This is a genomic window from Serratia sp. OLAL2 (assembly GCF_002752475.1).
In the GTDB taxonomy this organism is placed as follows: Bacteria; Pseudomonadota; Gammaproteobacteria; order Enterobacterales; family Enterobacteriaceae; genus Serratia; species Serratia bockelmannii.
Genome location: NZ_MSTL01000002.1, coordinates 16,890 through 34,317, shown reverse-complemented (window position 1 = coordinate 34,317; position 17,428 = coordinate 16,890). Strand labels below are relative to the sequence as shown.

At 57.8% G+C, this 17,428-nt stretch carries 15 protein-coding genes and 2 tRNA genes; 9 read left to right on the top strand and 8 right to left on the bottom strand.

Annotated elements, in window-relative coordinates; all coding sequences use genetic code 11:
- Nucleotides 1-112 precede the first annotated feature (112 nt).
- Nucleotides 113-1,006 carry a LysR family transcriptional regulator gene (locus BVU99_RS02205; protein ID WP_043140030.1) on the top strand — a complete coding sequence of 298 codons (894 nt, stop codon included), beginning with the start codon at nt 113-115 and terminating at the stop codon, nt 1,004-1,006.
- Here the strand turns inward: BVU99_RS02205 and BVU99_RS02200 are convergent.
- Complete coding sequence (locus BVU99_RS02200) at nt 1,003-1,992, bottom strand: aldo/keto reductase (protein ID WP_099817089.1); 990 nt, start codon at nt 1,990-1,992, stop codon at nt 1,003-1,005. The genes BVU99_RS02205 and BVU99_RS02200 overlap by 4 nt on opposite strands.
- A 362-nt stretch (nt 1,993-2,354) precedes the next feature.
- Between BVU99_RS02200 and pqqU the strand changes: the two genes are divergently transcribed.
- The 3 genes from pqqU (at nt 2,355) to BVU99_RS02180 (ending at nt 7,545) form a co-directional block, all read left to right on the top strand.
- Nucleotides 2,355-4,436, top strand: coding sequence for a TonB-dependent receptor PqqU (pqqU, locus tag BVU99_RS02195; protein ID WP_099817088.1), 2,082 nt, complete (start codon nt 2,355-2,357; stop codon nt 4,434-4,436).
- Between the two features lie 147 nt (nt 4,437-4,583).
- A complete protein-coding gene (locus BVU99_RS02190) occupies nt 4,584-6,956 on the top strand; it encodes a glucose/quinate/shikimate family membrane-bound PQQ-dependent dehydrogenase (RefSeq protein ID WP_025303386.1) in 2,373 nt (790 codons plus the stop codon).
- A 409-nt stretch (nt 6,957-7,365) separates the two neighbouring features.
- Complete coding sequence (locus BVU99_RS02180; protein WP_019453466.1) at nt 7,366-7,545, top strand: hypothetical protein; 180 nt, start codon at nt 7,366-7,368, stop codon at nt 7,543-7,545.
- 30 nt (nt 7,546-7,575) lie between these two features.
- Here the strand turns inward: BVU99_RS02180 and BVU99_RS02175 are convergent, their stop codons facing one another.
- From BVU99_RS02175 to BVU99_RS02165, 3 genes are all read right to left on the bottom strand, one after another.
- Nucleotides 7,576-9,009, bottom strand: a complete 1,434-nt coding sequence (locus tag BVU99_RS02175; protein WP_099817087.1) for an EmmdR/YeeO family multidrug/toxin efflux MATE transporter — start codon at nt 9,007-9,009, stop codon at nt 7,576-7,578.
- A 113-nt stretch (nt 9,010-9,122) separates the two neighbouring features.
- On the bottom strand, nt 9,123-9,521 hold the full coding sequence (gene gspS, locus BVU99_RS02170) for a type II secretion system pilot lipoprotein GspS (protein ID WP_099817086.1): 399 nt from the start codon (nt 9,519-9,521) through the stop codon (nt 9,123-9,125).
- 76 nt (nt 9,522-9,597) lie between these two features.
- On the bottom strand, nt 9,598-9,798 hold the full coding sequence (locus tag BVU99_RS02165) for a hypothetical protein (RefSeq protein ID WP_016927170.1): 201 nt from the start codon (nt 9,796-9,798) through the stop codon (nt 9,598-9,600).
- A 183-nt stretch (nt 9,799-9,981) separates the two neighbouring features.
- Between BVU99_RS02165 and BVU99_RS02160 the strand changes: the two genes are divergently transcribed.
- Both BVU99_RS02160 and BVU99_RS24905 read left to right on the top strand, forming a co-directional pair.
- Nucleotides 9,982-10,314, top strand: a complete 333-nt coding sequence (locus tag BVU99_RS02160) for an NIPSNAP family protein (protein WP_099817085.1) — start codon at nt 9,982-9,984, stop codon at nt 10,312-10,314.
- Nucleotides 10,315-10,349: 35 nt separating this feature from the next.
- Nucleotides 10,350-11,399, top strand: coding sequence for a hypothetical protein (locus BVU99_RS24905; RefSeq protein ID WP_144334740.1), 1,050 nt, complete (start codon nt 10,350-10,352; stop codon nt 11,397-11,399).
- Nucleotides 11,400-11,593: 194 nt separating this feature from the next.
- Here BVU99_RS24905 and BVU99_RS02155 read toward each other — a convergent pair whose 3' ends face one another.
- The 4 genes from BVU99_RS02155 to BVU99_RS02140 all read right to left on the bottom strand — a co-directional run bounded on the left by BVU99_RS02155 (nt 11,594) and on the right by BVU99_RS02140 (nt 14,889).
- Nucleotides 11,594-12,226 (bottom strand): helix-turn-helix domain-containing protein, encoded by a 633-nt coding sequence (locus BVU99_RS02155; protein WP_025303392.1) that lies wholly within the window; start codon nt 12,224-12,226, stop codon nt 11,594-11,596.
- Between the two features lie 155 nt (nt 12,227-12,381).
- The gene (locus BVU99_RS02150; protein ID WP_049209459.1) at nt 12,382-12,852 is read right to left on the bottom strand and encodes a MarR family transcriptional regulator; all 471 of its coding nucleotides are present in this window, start codon (nt 12,850-12,852) and stop codon (nt 12,382-12,384) included.
- Nucleotides 12,842-14,329, bottom strand: a complete 1,488-nt coding sequence (locus BVU99_RS02145; RefSeq protein ID WP_099817084.1) for a UbiD family decarboxylase — start codon at nt 14,327-14,329, stop codon at nt 12,842-12,844. The genes BVU99_RS02150 and BVU99_RS02145 overlap by 11 nt, the downstream gene beginning before the upstream one ends.
- Nucleotides 14,330-14,799: 470 nt before the next feature.
- Nucleotides 14,800-14,889: transfer RNA gene (locus BVU99_RS02140), tRNA-Ser, on the bottom strand.
- Between the two features lie 92 nt (nt 14,890-14,981).
- Here BVU99_RS02140 and mtfA point away from each other — a divergent pair.
- The 3 genes from mtfA (at nt 14,982) to BVU99_RS02125 (ending at nt 17,387) form a co-directional block, all read left to right on the top strand.
- Nucleotides 14,982-15,782, top strand: a complete 801-nt coding sequence (mtfA, locus tag BVU99_RS02135) for a DgsA anti-repressor MtfA (protein ID WP_025303395.1) — start codon at nt 14,982-14,984, stop codon at nt 15,780-15,782.
- 99 nt (nt 15,783-15,881) lie between these two features.
- Nucleotides 15,882-15,957 (top strand) — tRNA-Asn (locus BVU99_RS02130).
- A 161-nt stretch (nt 15,958-16,118) separates the two neighbouring features.
- Complete coding sequence (locus tag BVU99_RS02125) at nt 16,119-17,387, top strand: integrase arm-type DNA-binding domain-containing protein (protein WP_047739401.1); 1,269 nt, start codon at nt 16,119-16,121, stop codon at nt 17,385-17,387.
- The last annotated feature ends 41 nt before the right edge of the window (nt 17,388-17,428 follow it).

The following is a 17,428-nucleotide window of genomic DNA, read 5'->3' as shown; positions in this document are numbered from 1 at the left end:
AAGATAGCGCCATGCTTTTCCGGTGACTAGCGGGTAAAATGCGCAAGGAGCTATGAGCTCAATTCATAAATCTACGCGCGGCAGCGCCCCAACTTTGCTCTCCGGTGCCGGTATGTTGAAAGAAAACTTTAACGATCTGATCGCTTTCCTGATGGTGGCCAGGGAGCGCAGCTTCACCAAAGCGGCGGCGCAGCTTGGGGTTTCCCAATCGGCACTCAGCCACGCTATTCGCGGCCTGGAAGAACGCCTGGCGCTGCGCTTGCTCACGCGCACCACTCGCAGCGTCGCCCCCACCGAGGCCGGTGAGCGGCTGCTCAACAGCATTGGCCCGCGCTTGGCGGAGATTGAAAGCGAGCTGAACGCGCTGGGTGAAATGCGCGATCGGCCCGCCGGCAACATCCGCATCACCGCCGGCGAACACGCGGTGGATGCAGTACTGTGGCCGGTGCTGCGCACTTTTCTCGTCGATTACCCGGATATCAACGTGGAAATCACCGTCGACAACAGCCTGACCGACATCGTCGCCGGGCGATTCGACGCCGGAATCCGGCTGGGGGAACAGGTGGCGAAGGACATGGTCGCGGTGCGCATCGGGCCGGACATGCGCATGGTGCCCGTCGCCTCCCCTGACTATTTCGCCCGTTACGGCCTCCCCGCTACGCCGCAAGCGCTGCAAAACCATCGCTGCATCAACATGCGCCTGCCCACCCTCGGCGGGCTGTACGCCTGGGAATTTGCCCGCGATGGCCGGGAGATTAAAGTGCGGGTGGAGGGGCAACTGACCTTCAACAGCCTGCGCCAGCGAATCGACGCCGCGCAGCTCGGCCTCGGCATCGCCTTTGTGCCGGAAGATACCGTCGCCGAGCCGCTGGCCGACGGTCGGTTGCTAATGGCGCTGGACGACTGGTGCCCGCCGTTTCCCGGTTATTACCTCTATTATCCAAGCCGCAGGCAACACACTACCGCCTTTGCGCTGCTGATTGAGGCGCTGCGACGCGGGGCTTAACGCCCGACGTTCTTCTGCAGATACGCCGGGTAACGATCGCCGATCACGTCGATAGCGGAGAGCACACGCTCGATCGCGCCCAGTTCGTCCGCCGCCAACACCACCGACGCCGCCGCAAGGTTTTCTTCCAGCCGGTGACGCTTGGTGGTTCCCGGGATCGGCACGATCCACGGCTGCTGGGCCAGCAGCCAGGCCAGGGCGATCTGCGCCGGCGTCACGCCTTTGCGCTGCGCTATCTGCCCCAGCACGCTCACCAGCGCCTGATTGGCTCGGCGCGCTTCGGCGCTGAAGCGCGGCACCAGGTTGCGAAAATCGCCGCTGTCAAAGGTGGTGTCCTCGGTAATGGCGCCGGTGAGAAAGCCTTTGCCGAGCGGGCTGAACGGCACCAGACCGATGCCCAGCTCTGCCAGCGTCGGCAAGATTTCACGCTCCGGCTCGCGCCACCACAGCGAATATTCGCTTTGCAGCGCCGTGACCGGCTGCACCGCGTGAGCTCGCCGAATGGTTTGCGCGCCGGCTTCCGACAGGCCGAAATACTTCACTTTCCCTTCGCGAATCAGTTGCTGCACCGTACCGGCCACCTCCTCGATAGGCACCTCAGGATCGACACGGTGCTGATACAGCAAATCGATCGTCTCTATCCGCAGGCGCTTCAACGAGCCTTCCACCGCCTGGCGAATATGCTCCGGACGGCTGTTCAACACCTGTTGCCCCGCCGGCTGCGGCAGATCGAAACCGAACTTGGTGGCGATGACGACCCGGTCGCGCACCGGCGCCAGCGCTTCGCCCAACAATTCCTCGTTGGTGAACGGACCATAAATCTCGGCGGTATCGAAGAACGTCACGCCCTCGTCAACCGCGGCACGGATCAGATCGACCGCCTGCCGTTTGTCGGTGGCCGGGCCGTAGCCAAAGCTCAGTCCCATACAGCCCAACCCCAACGCCGAGACTTCCAGCCCTTCGCGCCCCAATTTGCGTGTTTGCATCTTCACTCTCCCACTGATTGATACCGGCCCCGCGTGACGCGGAGCCGTTCCGGTGTGGTGACTGTAAAACGCGACTGCCGCCATGACTATGGGGCGAAATACGCTTGAGCTTATGAGCCAGGCTCATGAATCCATTAACCGTCGCTGGGACCGGAGTTTTTGCGGGAACGTTCCTGCCCAAGATACTCTATACTGATATCAGGATGCCTTACCCTTTTCGTTTAGCGTCATGTAGATGGAGCGACAGATGGCTAACTCTGAATCGACCTGCAATTCCCTTTCAATACCAGTGGCAGATTTATTCCATGACCAATAAGAAAAGCGCCGTGCTTACCCCGGCTGCAATGCTATTGCTACATCCCATGTTTGCCAGTCAGGCGCTGGCGGCAGAAAATAATGAAGAGAAAAGCGACACCCTAGTGGTGATGGCGCAACCCACCGGATTGACCGAGCTGGGATCGCCGGTGTCCGTCAGCGTGATCGACGGCCAGGACCTGCGCAACGCCGCACCGCAGATTAACCTGTCGGAAAACCTCGGCAGCGTGCCGGGCCTGCAGCTCCAAAACCGGCAAAACTATGCGCAGGATCTGCAGCTGTCGATACGCGGATTCGGCAGCCGATCGATGTTCGGCGTGCGCGGGGTGCGCATGTACGTCGACGGCATTCCCGCCACCATGCCCGACGGCCAGGGACAAACCTCCAACATCGACATCAACTCCGTCGAGCGCATCGAGGTGCTGCGCGGCCCCTATTCCGCGCTGTACGGCAACGCTTCGGGCGGGGTGATCAACGTTGACACCCAGACCGGCACCCAGCCGCCAACGCTGGAGGCCGGCGGCTATTTCGGCAGCGACAATACCTGGCGCTATGGGGTGAAAGCGACTGGCGCCACCGGCGACGGTACCCAGGCCGGCGACGTCAACTACGCCATCTCGGGCACCCGCTTCACCACTCAGGGCTACCGCGATCACAGCGCCGCGCGGAAAAACCTCGGCAACGGCAAGCTCGGTGTGCGGCTGGACGACGTCAGCACCCTGACGCTGATGTTCAACAGCGTCTCAATCGATGCCGGCGATCCGGGCGGCCTGACCGAGGCAGAGTGGAAGGAAAACCCGCGCCAGGCGCCGCGCGCGGATCAATTTAACACCCGCAAGTCGCTCGATCAGACCCAGGCCGGCCTGCGCTATCAGCGCCAGATGAGCGAGCGCGACGAACTGACGCTGACTGCCTACCACGGCGAGCGCCACACCACGCAGTACCAGTCCATCCCGATGGGGCCGCAGCTCAACCCCACCCACGCCGGCGGGGTGATCGTGCTGGAAAGAAAATATCAGGGCATTGACACTCGCTGGAAGCATGAGGATACTCTCGCATCGTTACCGGTAACACTGATCGGCGGTCTGGATTATGAAACCATGACCGAACGCCGCCAGGGGTTCGAAAACTTTATTCTGCGAGACGGCACTGTGGACTACGGCGAGAAAGGCGACCAGCGGCGCAACGAGAAGAACCGTATCTGGAACCTGGATCCTTACCTGCAAACCTCCTGGCAACTGACGCCGCGCTGGACGCTGGACGCCGGCCTGCGCTACAGCACCGTCAGCTTCGACTCGACCGACTATTACATCACGCCGCGCAACGGCGACGACAGCGGCAGCAAACGCTACCACCAGTGGCTGCCGATGGGCTCGCTCAACTACAAGATCAATCCGGCGTGGAACGTCTATCTCTCCGCCGGCCGCGGCTTTGAAACCCCGACCATCAACGAACTCTCCTACCGCCCCGACGGCCAGACGGGCCTCAATATCGGCCTGCAGCCGTCCACCAGCGATACCGTCGAACTGGGCAGCAAGCTGCGCCTCGGCAACGGCCTGGTGAGCGCTGCGCTGTTCCAGACCGATACCAACAACGAGCTGGTGGTGGCGGAAAGCAGCGGCGGACGCACCAGCTACGCCAACGCCGGCAAAACCCGGCGGCGCGGCCTGGAGCTGGCGCTGGATCAAGAGTTCGCACTGGACTGGCGCCTGCATATGGCCTGGACGCTGCTGGACGCCACCTACCGCAGCGATATGTGCGGTAAATCCGGCTGTACCCCCGCCGGCAATCACCTGCCAGGCATCGCCCGCAATATGGGCTACGCCTCGCTGGCCTTTGCACCGCCGGAAGGCTGGCACGCCGGCGCGGAGCTGCGCTACATGAGCGACATTCAGGCCAACGACGCCAACAGCGCGCAGGCCCCCTCTTACACCGTGGCCGGCGTAAACGCCGGTTATCGCTTTACCTGGAACCGCTGGGCGCTGGACGTGTTCAGCCGGGTGGACAATATTTTCGACCGCCGTTACGTCGGTTCGGTGATCGTCAACGAAGGCAATGGCCGCTATTTCGAGCCGGCGCCGGGTCGCAACTGGGGTGGCGGCGCCACCTTGTCTTACCGCTTTGAATAAGGCAAAGCACCTTAAGGTTAAAAGACGGGATGGGTTTTACGTCACCCTAGCGGCTTCCCGCTGAAATAATAGGGAGAAACCGCGTGTTTTTTCCGATTTGGCTTAATCTCTAAATCGGGGACTTTCATTTTTGGTAAGGGTATTGCTATGCAAAATAAAGCGTCACTATCGCCGCTTATCGTCATAACGGCGCTGTTTGCCGCGCTGAGCGGGCTTTATCTGCTCGGCGGCGGCATCTGGCTGGCCAAGTTGGGCGGTTCGCTGTATTACATCATCGCCGGGCTGGTGCTGCTGGCGACCTCCTGGCTGCTGTTCCGCCGCCGCGCCACCGCGCTGCTGCTGTACGCGGTGTTCCTGCTGGGCACCACTATTTGGGCCCTGTGGGAAGTCGGCCCGGACTTCTGGGCGCTGACGCCGCGCCTGGACGTCACCTTCTTCTTCGGCCTGTGGCTGGTGCTGCCGTTTATCTACCGTAAGCTGGTCGCCAACGGCAAATTCGCCTACGGTGCGCTGAGCGCGGCGCTGGCGATCACCGTCATCGCACTGGCCTATGCCGTATTCAACGATCCGCAAGAGATCAACGGCACCCTTGACGCCGCGCAGGTCCAGCCGAAAGACGCCACCGGCGCCGACTGGCCGGCCTATGGCCGCACCCAGGAAGGCACCCGTTACTCGCCGCTGAGCCAGATCAACGACAAAAACGTTGGCCAGCTGCAAGAAGCCTGGCGTTTCCAGACCGGCGATCTGAAGACCGCCAACGATCCGGGTGAGATCACCAACGAAGTCACGCCGATCAAGATCCGCGATACCCTTTACATGTGTACGCCGCACCAGAAGCTGTTCGCGCTGGATGCCGCCACCGGTAAAGAAAAGTGGAAATTTGATCCGCAGCTGAAGTACAACCCGACCTTCCAGCACATCACCTGCCGCGGCGTGTCTTACCACGAAACCGCTGCAGCCGCGGGCGCCGCCGGCGATGCCGCACCGGCGATGTGCGCACGCCGCATCATTCTGCCGGTCAACGACGGCCGCCTGTTCGCGCTGGACGCCGAAACCGGCAAACCGTGCCCGGACTTCGCCAACAACGGCGAGCTGAACCTGCAGAGCAACATGCCGTATGCGACGCCGGGCCACTACGAGCCGACCTCGCCGCCGGTGATCACCGATAACGTGATCGTCGTTGCCGGTGCCGTGACCGACAACTACTCCAACCGTGAGCCTTCCGGCGTGATCCGCGGCTTCGACATCAACAGCGGCAAGCTGCTGTGGGCCTTCGATCCGGGCGCGAAAGATCCGAACGCCATCCCGGCGGACGAGCACCACTTCGTGCCGAACTCGCCGAACTCTTGGGCGCCGGCCGCCTATGACGCCAAGCTGGATATCGTCTATCTGCCGATGGGCGTCGCCACGCCGGACATCTGGGGCGGCAACCGCACCCCGGAAATGGAGCGCTACGCCAGCGGCCTGCTGGCGCTGAACGCCTCCACCGGCAAACTGGCCTGGTTCTATCAGACGGTCCACCACGACCTGTGGGATATGGACGTGCCGGCGCAGCCGACCCTGGCGGACATTACCGACAAGAGCGGTAAAAAAGTGCCGGTCATCTATGTGCCGACCAAAACCGGCAACATCTTCGTGCTGAACCGCACCAACGGCGAGCTGGTGGTGCCGGCGCCGGAGAAACCGGTACCGCAGGGCCCAGCCAAAGGCGACCGCCTGTCACCGACCCAGCCGTTCTCCGAGCTGACCTTCCGTCCTGAGAAGAAGCTGACCGGTGCGGACATGTGGGGCGCGACCATCTATGACCAACTGGTCTGCCGCGTGATGTTCCACAGCCTGCGTTATGAAGGCACCTTCACCCCGCCTTCCGAGCAGGGCACGCTGGTGTTCCCGGGTAACCTGGGCATGTTCGAATGGGGCGGCCTGGCCGTCGATACCGATCGCGAAATCGCCATCGCCAACCCGATCGCGCTGCCGTTCGTCTCCAAACTGATCCCGCGCGGCCCAGGCAACCCGATTGAGCCGCCGGAAGGCGACAAAGGCGGCAGCGGCACCGAGTCCGGCGTACAGCCGCAATATGGCGTGCCGTTCGGCGTTACCCTGAACCCGTTCCTGTCACCGTTCGGCCTGCCGTGCAAACAGCCGGCCTGGGGTTACATTTCCGCCGTGGATCTGAAAACCAACGACATCGTGTGGAAAAAACGCATCGGCACCGTGCGCGACAGCTCACCGCTGCCACTGCCGTTCAAAATGGGCATGCCGATGCTGGGCGGCCCGGTAACCACCGCCGGTAACGTGTTCTTCATCGGCGCCACCGCTGACAACTACCTGCGCGCTTTCAGCGTGACCAACGGTGAAAAACTGTGGGAAGCACGCTTGCCGGCCGGCGGCCAGGCGACGCCGATGACCTATGAGGTCAATGGCAAGCAGTACGTGCTGATCTACGCCGGTGGCCACGGTTCCTTCGGCACCAAGCTGGGCGACTATGTGATCGCTTACGCCCTGCCCGATCAGAAGTAACCACCGCCGTTAGTACCTCGCAAAGCACGCCGCAAGGCGTGCTTTTTCTTTTCCCTCCCCGCTGACACCCCTCTCGCAATACCCTTAATTTTTTCACTTTCATTATTGATAATGGTTATCATTCGCAATATTATGAATGCATGGCCCCGGCAGCGGCCTGCAATCCTACTCCAGCTTAATGGTAATACTACGATCAGCCGCCTGCGGGCGGCCTTATTCGGAGGCGCATGGTCGACCATACTCGGAAGCATAGAAAGAAAATTCTGCAAGCGGCGGTGAACACGCGGCGCGCCGGCCTGCCGTTCGCAGCGGATCCCCCTGTCGCCCCGCCCTTTATTGGCTTGGCCCATCAGACGGAGGCGGTGCTGGTGCACCTAGTCGGCCATGATGACGTACAGGAGAAGCATAAATGAACCTGCAACCCTTTACCGCCATGCTGATGTTCGCCTACGTGCTGCTGATGGTGCCGCTGCTCTACGTCATCGACAGCCGACTGAGCGCCAGCAGACTGGTGCGCAAGGCCACGCAAAACGTCATTATTATCGCGTTGACGCTGTTGTTCTTCAGCGCGATGACGCTTTTATACTGAGGCCATCTCGCCGGTGCCCCGCGGCCGACGTTACTCGGCCTCCCGGCGTTTGGCCCGCGGATATTTCCACAGCCAGCGCCCGCTGATCATGCGCCAGTAGAACAAGGCGCCGCGCACCGCCCAATCGAAGAACATCCCCAACCAGACACCCACCACGCCCATGCCCAGTTCGATACCCAGCACATAGCCAGCCACCACACGGCAGCCCCACATGCCGAGCATCGTCACCCACATGGCAAAGCGGGCGTCGCGCGCGCCTTTCAGCCCGGCAGGCAACACCCATGAAGCGGCCCAGAGCGGCATAAAGGCGGCGTTGAGCCAAATCAGGGTTTTCACCACCGTTTTCACATCATCCTGCGAGGTATAAAACGCGGCGAATACCCCGGCCAGCGGTGCCGTGCCCCAGGCGATGGCGGTCAGCCCAAGGGTCGATAGCCAGAAAATATGGCGCAGTTGCCGCTTCGCCTGACCGATCTCGCCCTTGCCGAGCCGCCGACCGACGATGATGGTCGAGGCCGATCCCAATGCGTTGCCCGGCAAGTTAATCAACGAAGCGATGGAGAAGGCGATGAAGTTGCCGGCGATAACGTTGGTGCCCATGCCGGCGACGAACATCTGCGTCAACAGCTTGCCGCCGTTGAACAGCACCGATTCGACGCTGGCGGGAATGCCGATCCCCAACACTTCCCACAGGATGCTCATCTTGAGCGGCGTGAAATAACTTTTCAGCGTAATGTGCAGCGCCGGATTAAAGCCGATCGCCAGCACATAGAGGATGGCGATGGCGCCGATATAGCGGGAAATCGTCAGCCCCAGCCCGGCGCCGACAAAGCCCAGCCCGTGCCAGCCGAGCATGCCGTAAATCAGGATGCTGCTGATGATGATATTGAGGATATTCATGCCACCATTGATCAGCAGCGGGATCTTGGTATTACCCGCGCCGCGCAACGCGCCGCTGCCGATCAGCGCAATCGCCGCCGCCGGGTAGCTCCACACCGTGGTCTGCAGGTAAGAGAGCGCCAGCGCTTTCACCTCCGGCGACGCCGCGCCGGCGATCACATCGATGATCGATTCGCCCGCCAGGTGAATGCCCGCCGCCAACAGCACCGCCACGCCGGTCATCAAGACCAGCGACTGACGCGCCGCCGCCCGCGCACGCCGGCGATCGCGCTTGCCGAGGCTGAAGGCCACCACCACGGTGGTGCCGAGATCCACCGCGGCAAAAAAGGCAATGATCACCATGTTGAAGCTGTCCGCCAGCCCCACCCCGGCCATCGCCTCTTTGCCGAGCCAGCTCACCAGAAAGGTGCTCAGCACCCCCATCAGCAAAACGCAGGCATTCTCCAGAAAGATCGGCACCGCCAGCGGCGTGATCTCGCGCCAGAACAGCACGCGGTAGCTTTTCCGTTTGGCGTACCAGGGCGTATTTTCCACGCGCTGACGCAGTGCGGCATACAGATTCAAGGTGGGCTCGATGGATAAAAGTGAAACATCATTTCAAATGATGATCGATAAATCGTTATCCTGCAAAGAATTTTTAGGCGCCCGTAACGAGCACCCGACAGGCTTACCCAACGCTACTCCATGTAGTCTTCCTGATCGGCCTGCGCCGCCGCGATAAAACGCGCGGTACTGCGGCTGAGCGTGGCGCATTTGTCCGTCAGCAGCTGATTGTCCTGCTGCAGAGTCAGGTAACGCGCCTGGGTGAGCGTCGGCAACTGTCGATACCCTACCGCATGCGTATCCCAGCCGCGATGCTGCGCCGCACGCATCGCGGTGCGTTGCAATTTCACGTCGTCCGGCACGTCGCTGCGCCCGCAGTCCACGCGCAGGAAATGCCCGCCGGCCAGCATCAGAGCGATGTGATCCAATTGCGCCTGCAGCGGCGGCACCGGTCGATGCGCCGTCTGCTGACAACCCGCAAGCAGCAGCAACGCCACCGCGCCGCAAAGAGACGTGCGAAACAGAGTAGACATGGGCGCTCCCGGAAACCTGTGGGTGATGCAATGATCTTAGGTGAGCGGATGCCGGGCGGCAAGGCGGGCAGCGCGCTTAGCGCCGGCCGCTGCTGACCTTGGTGGCGCGAGCGGGGTTGCCGGCGACAAATTCCAGCGTAGGGGAATAATAAAACGGCAGCCAGGCGTTATAGCCGCTCTCCCACTCCCATTTGACCGGGCAGGGCCACAGCATGTCTTCATGCAGGATGTAATAAATCCACCGCCCGGGCGGACGACGGGGTTTGCGCATTTTCATAGCGAGTACGACGGCCTGATGACGTGCGATAAGGTGAACTGCTGCATTTTACCGCGATTTGGGTCGCGGGGACAGCAGCTAAAACTACCATGACACCTAAGCATCTGTACCTGTACAGCGAAAATACTGTTTGTAAATACAGTACTCAGTATGGCATTATTATTTAAAACCCAAGGAGGGAATATGAAGATTATTGAGATAATTTTATATACTTTAAAACCTAATAGTGGATTACGATTTCATAACATCATGAAAGATATTAGTATACCGCTACACATACGCTACGGAATAGATGTCATCGATTATGGGAATTCCCTACACGCTACTGATTCTTATTATTTAATACGCGCTTATGACAGTTTGGAGCATCTCAAATCCGCCCAAGAAGAGTTCTATAATAGTTCTGAGTGGATAAATGGTCCGCGAGAATCCATCATCGAATTGATTGTCGTCAGTGTTAAATCAGTGATGGAGTGGGAAGATAGAGTTATCAACCAATTACGAGCCGATCAATAGAGTCACTTTACCCACTAAATATAGGAGATAGTCTGATGGAGACAGGCCCAGAGAATTCATTCGAAAAACTAATTAACATAATAAAGAAAAACTATGGATGGATTATAGGTATCTTGTCACCGATATCAATTCTACTATGCTTCCTAACCTTGTGGACTTACACCCGGTACATTGGCAGACCTGATATATTTGGTGAATCTATTGAGGTAACCCCACAAACGATATTAATACTTTTCACTGCAACACTCTCTTTGATGGCTTTTACTTTCTTGATTTTCGCCCCCTCTATCTTTCTTGTACAAGGCAGATTAGGATTGGTCATAAGCAATAATAACAGAAAAAAATCAGTCTGGTATATTTTAGCTATTACAGTAGTAAATATGATTTTACTCGCCCTATCTTTGTTAAACTCCTGGACATCAAATAACTCTGCGCTCTGGCTAGCTCCAGGTGCCATATCATCGTTACTTTTAACTTGGTTGTTATTGAAAAAAAATCCTTATCTCACCACTGGATTTTGGACAAGCTTGTTTATCACGGGAAGTTCTTTATTTATATCAGCCGCCTGTTCTACGTCTTCATTACTACTGATATATGCCGACAATCAAGATAGCGCCCCCTTCTTACTGATATTACTGTGGCTTTCCATTATGTTCCTGTCTCTTACACCTGGACTGATCTATCTTTATTCCGAAAGCAATAGCACTGCCATTAAAATGAAACGAATCTCTCTTGGTATAAGCACCGTCACAATGTTGATCATTTTATTCGCGCCATCATTAATTAATCATGTTTCTCATAGGGCTATGAGCATTGCCCGGTTAATTGACCTTCAACCCAGATATTATCAAGTATCTCAAAGTAGCTATAACACCTCCAACCTTGACAAAGTAGAATGGAATATTGACAACATCAATAAAAACAGCTATCGAATTATAGCGTTTAGTCTATATAGTTTTGGCAGCAAACGTTTATTATGTCCATTCCCCTTGAATAAAAAACCCATACCAGAATTGAGAAAATATACTCACCAATGCATACTCTTTGATAAATCCGCACTTAAAACGTTGAATAGATTTATATAAAAATAGAATAAAAGGTGTTTAACCAAAACGTAAAAAAACCCAAATAAATTATTAACCAGCCACCAACCACATGTAGTTAAATAACGGCTACAACATCAGCTTTGATATTTTTATCGCCAAGCTTATTGGCTTTGCATCGCATAAATAAATGCGAAATAAAGTATTTAACTTCTGAACAAGTAACCAACCAGTCATCAACTCTCGGCCAGGCGGTACACTGGGACCTTGCGCGTCGTGCCGGTCAGGGTGTCGAAGATCTCCGTTTCCGCCGTCACGATCGCCATGCCAGTTTTTCTTAGCCTGCGCACCTCGGCAGCAATGCGCTGGATGCCGAACCAAAACAAGCCATCCAGCGCCGTCACCGGCAACCCTTGCTCCAGCGCCAGCTTAAGCCGCTCACGCGGCGCCTTGAGCGCTTTGGCAATTTCCCGGTAAGGCAGCGCATCCACGCCCGACGCAGATGTTCGGTGAATACGGGTCGACAGGCCGTATTGGAAAGCCTCCGGCACGCCGCTCAAATCGCTTTTCAGGCTGTAGACACAGCCAAAGCGCTTGCCGTTGAACACCACATTTTTTTGACTGATCGACAACTCATCACGCAGGCCGGCAATCAGCTGCGGTGCCCGCACCAGCAATAAGCGAAATGGCAATTCGAAACTGGTCACGTAGTCCACATTGAGCAGCGCAATGCGCAGACGCTCTTCCGCCCCGGCCTGCGTCTCGCGGCACTCGTTCAACACCTCGCTCCACTGGTGCGCGAGCCGCGGGGCTTCATCCAGCGGCGCGAAATGGTATTTCTCGATGTGGTAGTCGATTCTTTCGTTCATGTCCGTTGCCCCCGCGTCAGTCATCATTGCCATCAGCAAATTACCTTACCTGCGGTCAACAGTACAACACCGCATCGTGCAGCAGAATGCGGTCAAGCGGGATAAAACGGCGCCCCCGCCACCGAGCGTTTTCTCCGCAACTGGGACCGGAATAGCTAAGGGGTATCGATAAACAACATCATGCGTTGCAAAGCGTTATCCAGGGCACTGAGCCCCGCGTCATCCAGGCAGGCCATCAGCTGGGCGTCATAATCCGCCACCCATTGCCTCGCCTGGTCAAAAATGGGGCGAGACGCCGGCATGACGCGCAGATATACCGCGCGCTTATCTTCCGGATCGGGGAAACGCGCGACCCACCCCCGATTAACCAGTTGGGTGATCGTACGGCCTAGCGCGGTGCGATCGGTCTGCGAATGCGCTATCACCTCGCTCATGGCCACGTCGCCCGGAAAACTGTAGAGAATACGCAACGCGCGCCACTCATGGAGGCTGAGCCCTTGCAATGCGAGTAACGCAGACAGCCGTTTTTCGCGGTGACGCACCACCTCCGTCATCCTGTAAAGCGCACCGTCGGGCAATCCCATTCCCTGTCGGCCGCTATGCCTGTCTTTTTTTTCAGAACCCATACTGTTTCCAATTAGCCTCGACTTTTACCCTGACCTGTTCCGGATACGAGTGCCTGAAAGAGGCGGTACCCGCACGTGTTACGCCGCTGAACTGCTCGGGGAACAGGCAGTTGATGATGGCTTTGCCGCCGCTGCCGCGCGCCTTGTCTTCTTCCGACAGGTACGGCACCATCGGGAACTCGCGTACGTCCGGGAAAATAAAATGATCGCGCGCCGGATGTGAGCGCGTAGCCAACGCCCAAACCACCTGATTGATATCGACAATATCAATGTCATTGCCGACCAGAATCAGTTTGGGGATCAGGTAGCCCGCATGCGAACCGAAGACTACTTCCGCCACCTTACCGGCAAAATCAGCAGCATTGGTCCTCATGTCGGCCAGTTTTTCAATATCGACGGACACCACCGCCCAACAGGTCGCCGCCTCATAGGAACACCAGACAAAGTCGACGGGCAATGCCGCGCTCTGCAGGGTTTCCAGCAGTTGGGCCGATATCATGGTGCCCCAGATCGTATGATTTTCTTCCGGCGGCGTGCCGGCGACGCAAATCGGCAAAATGGGGTCATCGCGAAACGTCACCGCACGCACATGGAACACCGGCTGTTCATGGCCCTGCTGGTGTTGATAGCCGTGATACTCCCCCATCGGCCCTTCCAGCGCCGTCTCCGTCAGGCTGATTTCACCTTCGAGCACAATTTCCGCATTGGCCGGCACCCAGAGATCGTTGGTTTCCGCTTGGATGAGCGTGACACTCTTACCGAGCAACGCGCCGACATAGTCAGGCTCACTGACGCCGGCCGGCAACGGCATCCCCGCGACCGCCACCGCGGCAGGCGGCGCCCCGAGCACCATCGCCCACGGCGTAGGTTTCCCTTCCCGACGCCACATTTCACGGATCATGCCGATGTGCTGGGTGGGGATTGCCGGGCCGGTGAGACGATTGCGATCGAGCATCATGAGCCTGCCGATGCCCCAGCTGTGCCACTTCCCGTCCGGGGATTGCACGACATGGAACCCGTAGGTGCCGAAATAGCGCCCGCCATCCCGTTCATGCAGCAGAGGCACCGGGAAGCGTGCCAGATCAACCTCGTCACCTCGCCAAATATTCTCTTTCACCGGGCCGGTCGAACAGTAATCGGGGGCAAGCGGTTCCGCCTTCACCGCCCGGCGAATCGCCGCCACGATATCTCGCGGGGAGCTCTCTGGCGGTAGGCCAAAATGGAGGGCGAGGCGAGAATAGGCATGTTCCGCAGAAGCGAGCATGCCGGCCGGCGCGCCGAGAATGCGAGCCCCCGGCATCGCGCCCGCCACATGATGAAATAGCGGAGCCGAAAGCCGTTGCTCATAGACCCGGCGGCAGACAGCCGCTATCTCCAAGTCGGCGGAAACTTGCTGATGCACGTCGACCAAATCGTTTCGGCGACGCAACTCCTCAATGAAGTGACGAAAATCCAGTGCGCAATCGAGCAAACTCATGGCAAATCCTCCAGTTTCCGGGCGTTCAGTCCCTTCTATTCCCATCGCGGCGGAGAGGAGACCGTTTTTATGTGCATGCGCACACATATTAGTGCACGAAAAATCGCGTGTAAATACACGCTACCCTGGAGATGTGGGGCATGTTGTCAGTCTGGCAAACTCTTCAAGGGATAGCGGAGTCAGGCCATGCACGCCCCTGCCGGCAGGCATTATCACCGTGGCAGTTTCACACCTTCAGCATGATTGGCCTGCGCCTGGCACTGGGCTTACCACAAGCGCCGCACCGGGTTTAAGCGCAACATGGCTCACAAAATGAAGAACATAATCGCAAAATGCTATTCGTTGATATTGCACGGGTTATAATGCGGAAAAGGATCTCGGCCAACGCAAACCGGTTTCAGATCGAACGGTTTACAAGCATTAGCGAAAGAAAAGGATTTTGATTCGATAGGGAACAACGAGGGGTAAAGTGGCGGAGAGAGGGGGATTTGAACCCCCGGTAGAGTTGCCCCTACTCCAGTTTTCGAGACTGGTCCGTTCAGCCGCTCCGGCATCTCTCCTAACAACGCTTGCTATCATGCCCGCTTTTACGGCATTTTTACAGCATTAGCACACCGCTGAACGTTCAAGTGACGACTTTACGAGCAACCTGATGATTAAATGGCCGTGGAAAGCGACTCAACCCTCTCAACCCCAGGCAGACACTCAGGCCCAGTGGCAGGACGCGCTGGCGATCCCGCTGCTCTCGCCGCTGAATGAGCAGGAGCAGCAGCGGCTGGTGGCCGTTGCCGGGCAGATCTTGCAGCAAAAGCGCATCGTGCCGCTGCAGGGGCTGCAGCTCACCTCGCAAATGCAGGCGCGCATCGCCCTGCTGTTCGCCTTGCCGGTGCTGGAACTCGGCGCGGAGTGCCTCGACGGCTTCAACGAAATTCTGCTCTACCCCACCCCGTTCGTGGTGGAAGACGAATGGCAGGACGAGATCGGCCTGGTGCACTCGGGGCCAGTGGTGCAGTCTGGCCAAAGCTGGGAACAGGGGCCGATCGTGCTCAACTGGCAAGACGTGCAGGACTCTTTCGATCTCTCTGGTTTCAATCTGGTGATCCACGAAGCGGTGCACAAGCTGGATATGCGCAACGGCGGCGTCGCCACCGGCGTGCCGCCGATCCCGCTGCGCGAGGTGGCCGCCTGGGAGCACGATCTGCACGCCGCGATGGAAAGCCTGCAGGACGAGATCGACATGGTCGGTGAAGAGGCCGCCAGCATGGATGCCTATGCCGCCACCGATGCGGCCGAGTGCTTCGCCGTGCTGTCGGAGTATTTCTTCAGCGCTCCCGAGCTGCTGGCCGAACGCTTCCCGGCGCTGTATCAGCACTTTTGCCGCTTCTACCGCCAGGATCCGCTGGCGCGCCTGTTGCGCGGCCAGGTGGAAAACGACGCGCAATGGGCTGATTGACGGGCTTATTGCTCAGATACCGAGCAGTCGCACCGCCTGGGGCAATTTAGCGTTGACACACCCGGGGCCGCTGGATATCATGCGCCCCGTTCACACGATTCCTCTGTAGTTCAGTCGGTAGAACGGCGGACTGTTAATCCGTATGTCACTGGTTCGAGTCCAGTCAGAGGAGCCAATTTCCTGTTTGCATGCATCTTTGCGAATCCTTATCTGATATTGATTCAAGAGGTTAGCGTGAAAACTCTTCCCGGTGCATTTTGATTTTACCCTTCGCATCGGGAAAAATTGGTGGTCAAATCTGGGGTCAGGTTAGTTCGATAATGGAGTGACCCCCATATGTCCCTTACCGACGCGAAGATTCGCACTCTCAAAGCCACCGATAAACCCTATAAAGTCTCCGATTCCCACGGTCTGTATCTGCTGGTCAAACCTAGCGGTTCCCGTCACTGGTATCTCAAGTACCGTATTAACGGTAAAGAATCCCGCATTGCACTGGGTGCCTATCCTGCCGTCTCACTGTCTGATGCCCGCCAGCAGCGCGAAGGTATCCGTAAGATGCTGGCGCTGAACATCAACCCGGTAATGCAGCGGGCCGCAGAACGCGGTGCCTGCCCAACTGAGAAGGTGTTTAAAACCGTGGCGCTGGCCTGGCATAAAAGCAATAAAAAATGGTCGCAGAATACCGCTGACCGCCTGCTCGCAAGCCTGAACAATCATGTCTTTCCGGTTATCGGATATCTGTCAGTTACCGAACTTAAACCCCGGCATTTCATTAATTTGCTGAAAGGAATTGAAGAAAAAGGCCTGCTGGAAGTCGCGTCCCGCACGCGGCAGCACGTCAGTAACATCATGCGCCATGCGCTCCACCAGGGATTAATCGATAACAATCCGGCTGCAAACCTTGAAGGCGTGACAACACCTCCTGCCAGACGGCATTACCCCGCCCTACCGCTGGAGCGGCTGCCTGAACTGCTCGAACGCATTGAGGCATATCATCAGGGCCGTGAACTGACGCGGCTGGCCGTCCTGCTGACGCTGCATGTGTTCATCCGCTCCAGTGAACTGCGCTTTGCCCGCTGGTCAGAGATTGATTTCAGAAACCGGGTCTGGACAATACCCGCGACGCGAGAACCCATTCCAGATGTGCGTTATTCCGGGCGTGGTGCCAAAATGCGCACTGCTCATATCGTGCCCCTCTCACAGCAGGCTATAGCTATTCTGAAACGGATTAAGGAAATATCCGGGGTTTATGAACTGGTATTCCCCGGCGACCACAACCCGTACAAGCCGATGTGTGAAAACACGGTCAATAAAGCACTGCGCCTGATGGGATTCGACACGAAAAAAGACATCTGTGGTCATGGCTTTCGGGCGATGGCATGCAGTGCCCTGATGGAGTCTGGTCTATGGTCGCAAGATGCAGTGGAACGCCAGATGAGTCACCAGGAGCGCAACACCGTGCGTCTGGCTTACATTCATAAGGCTGAGCATCTGGAAGCCCGCAAGGCGATGATGCAGTGGTGGTCGGATTATCTTGATATATGCCGGGTCGCATACGTACCTCCTTTTAACACAGGACGGGATAAAAACAACGAAGCGGCATGACCCATAACAAAAAGCTGTATCAGCATACCCTGGTACGGCTT

Coding starts and splice junctions, on each gene's coding strand:
- BVU99_RS02205 (WP_043140030.1), top strand. CDS start 113: ATGTTGAAAGAAAACTTTAACGATCTGATCGCTTTCCTGATGGTGGCC.
- BVU99_RS02200 (WP_099817089.1), bottom strand. CDS start 1,992: ATGCAAACACGCAAATTGGGGCGCGAAGGGCTGGAAGTCTCGGCGTTG.
- pqqU (WP_099817088.1), top strand. CDS start 2,355: ATGTTTGCCAGTCAGGCGCTGGCGGCAGAAAATAATGAAGAGAAAAGC.
- BVU99_RS02190 (WP_025303386.1), top strand. CDS start 4,584: ATGCAAAATAAAGCGTCACTATCGCCGCTTATCGTCATAACGGCGCTG.
- BVU99_RS02180 (WP_019453466.1), top strand. CDS start 7,366: ATGAACCTGCAACCCTTTACCGCCATGCTGATGTTCGCCTACGTGCTG.
- gspS (WP_099817086.1), bottom strand. CDS start 9,521: ATGTCTACTCTGTTTCGCACGTCTCTTTGCGGCGCGGTGGCGTTGCTG.
- BVU99_RS02165 (WP_016927170.1), bottom strand. CDS start 9,798: ATGAAAATGCGCAAACCCCGTCGTCCGCCCGGGCGGTGGATTTATTAC.
- BVU99_RS02160 (WP_099817085.1), top strand. CDS start 9,982: ATGAAGATTATTGAGATAATTTTATATACTTTAAAACCTAATAGTGGA.
- BVU99_RS24905 (WP_144334740.1), top strand. CDS start 10,350: ATGGAGACAGGCCCAGAGAATTCATTCGAAAAACTAATTAACATAATA.
- BVU99_RS02155 (WP_025303392.1), bottom strand. CDS start 12,226: ATGAACGAAAGAATCGACTACCACATCGAGAAATACCATTTCGCGCCG.
- BVU99_RS02150 (WP_049209459.1), bottom strand. CDS start 12,852: ATGGGTTCTGAAAAAAAAGACAGGCATAGCGGCCGACAGGGAATGGGA.
- BVU99_RS02145 (WP_099817084.1), bottom strand. CDS start 14,329: ATGAGTTTGCTCGATTGCGCACTGGATTTTCGTCACTTCATTGAGGAG.
- mtfA (WP_025303395.1), top strand. CDS start 14,982: ATGATTAAATGGCCGTGGAAAGCGACTCAACCCTCTCAACCCCAGGCA.
- BVU99_RS02125 (WP_047739401.1), top strand. CDS start 16,119: ATGTCCCTTACCGACGCGAAGATTCGCACTCTCAAAGCCACCGATAAA.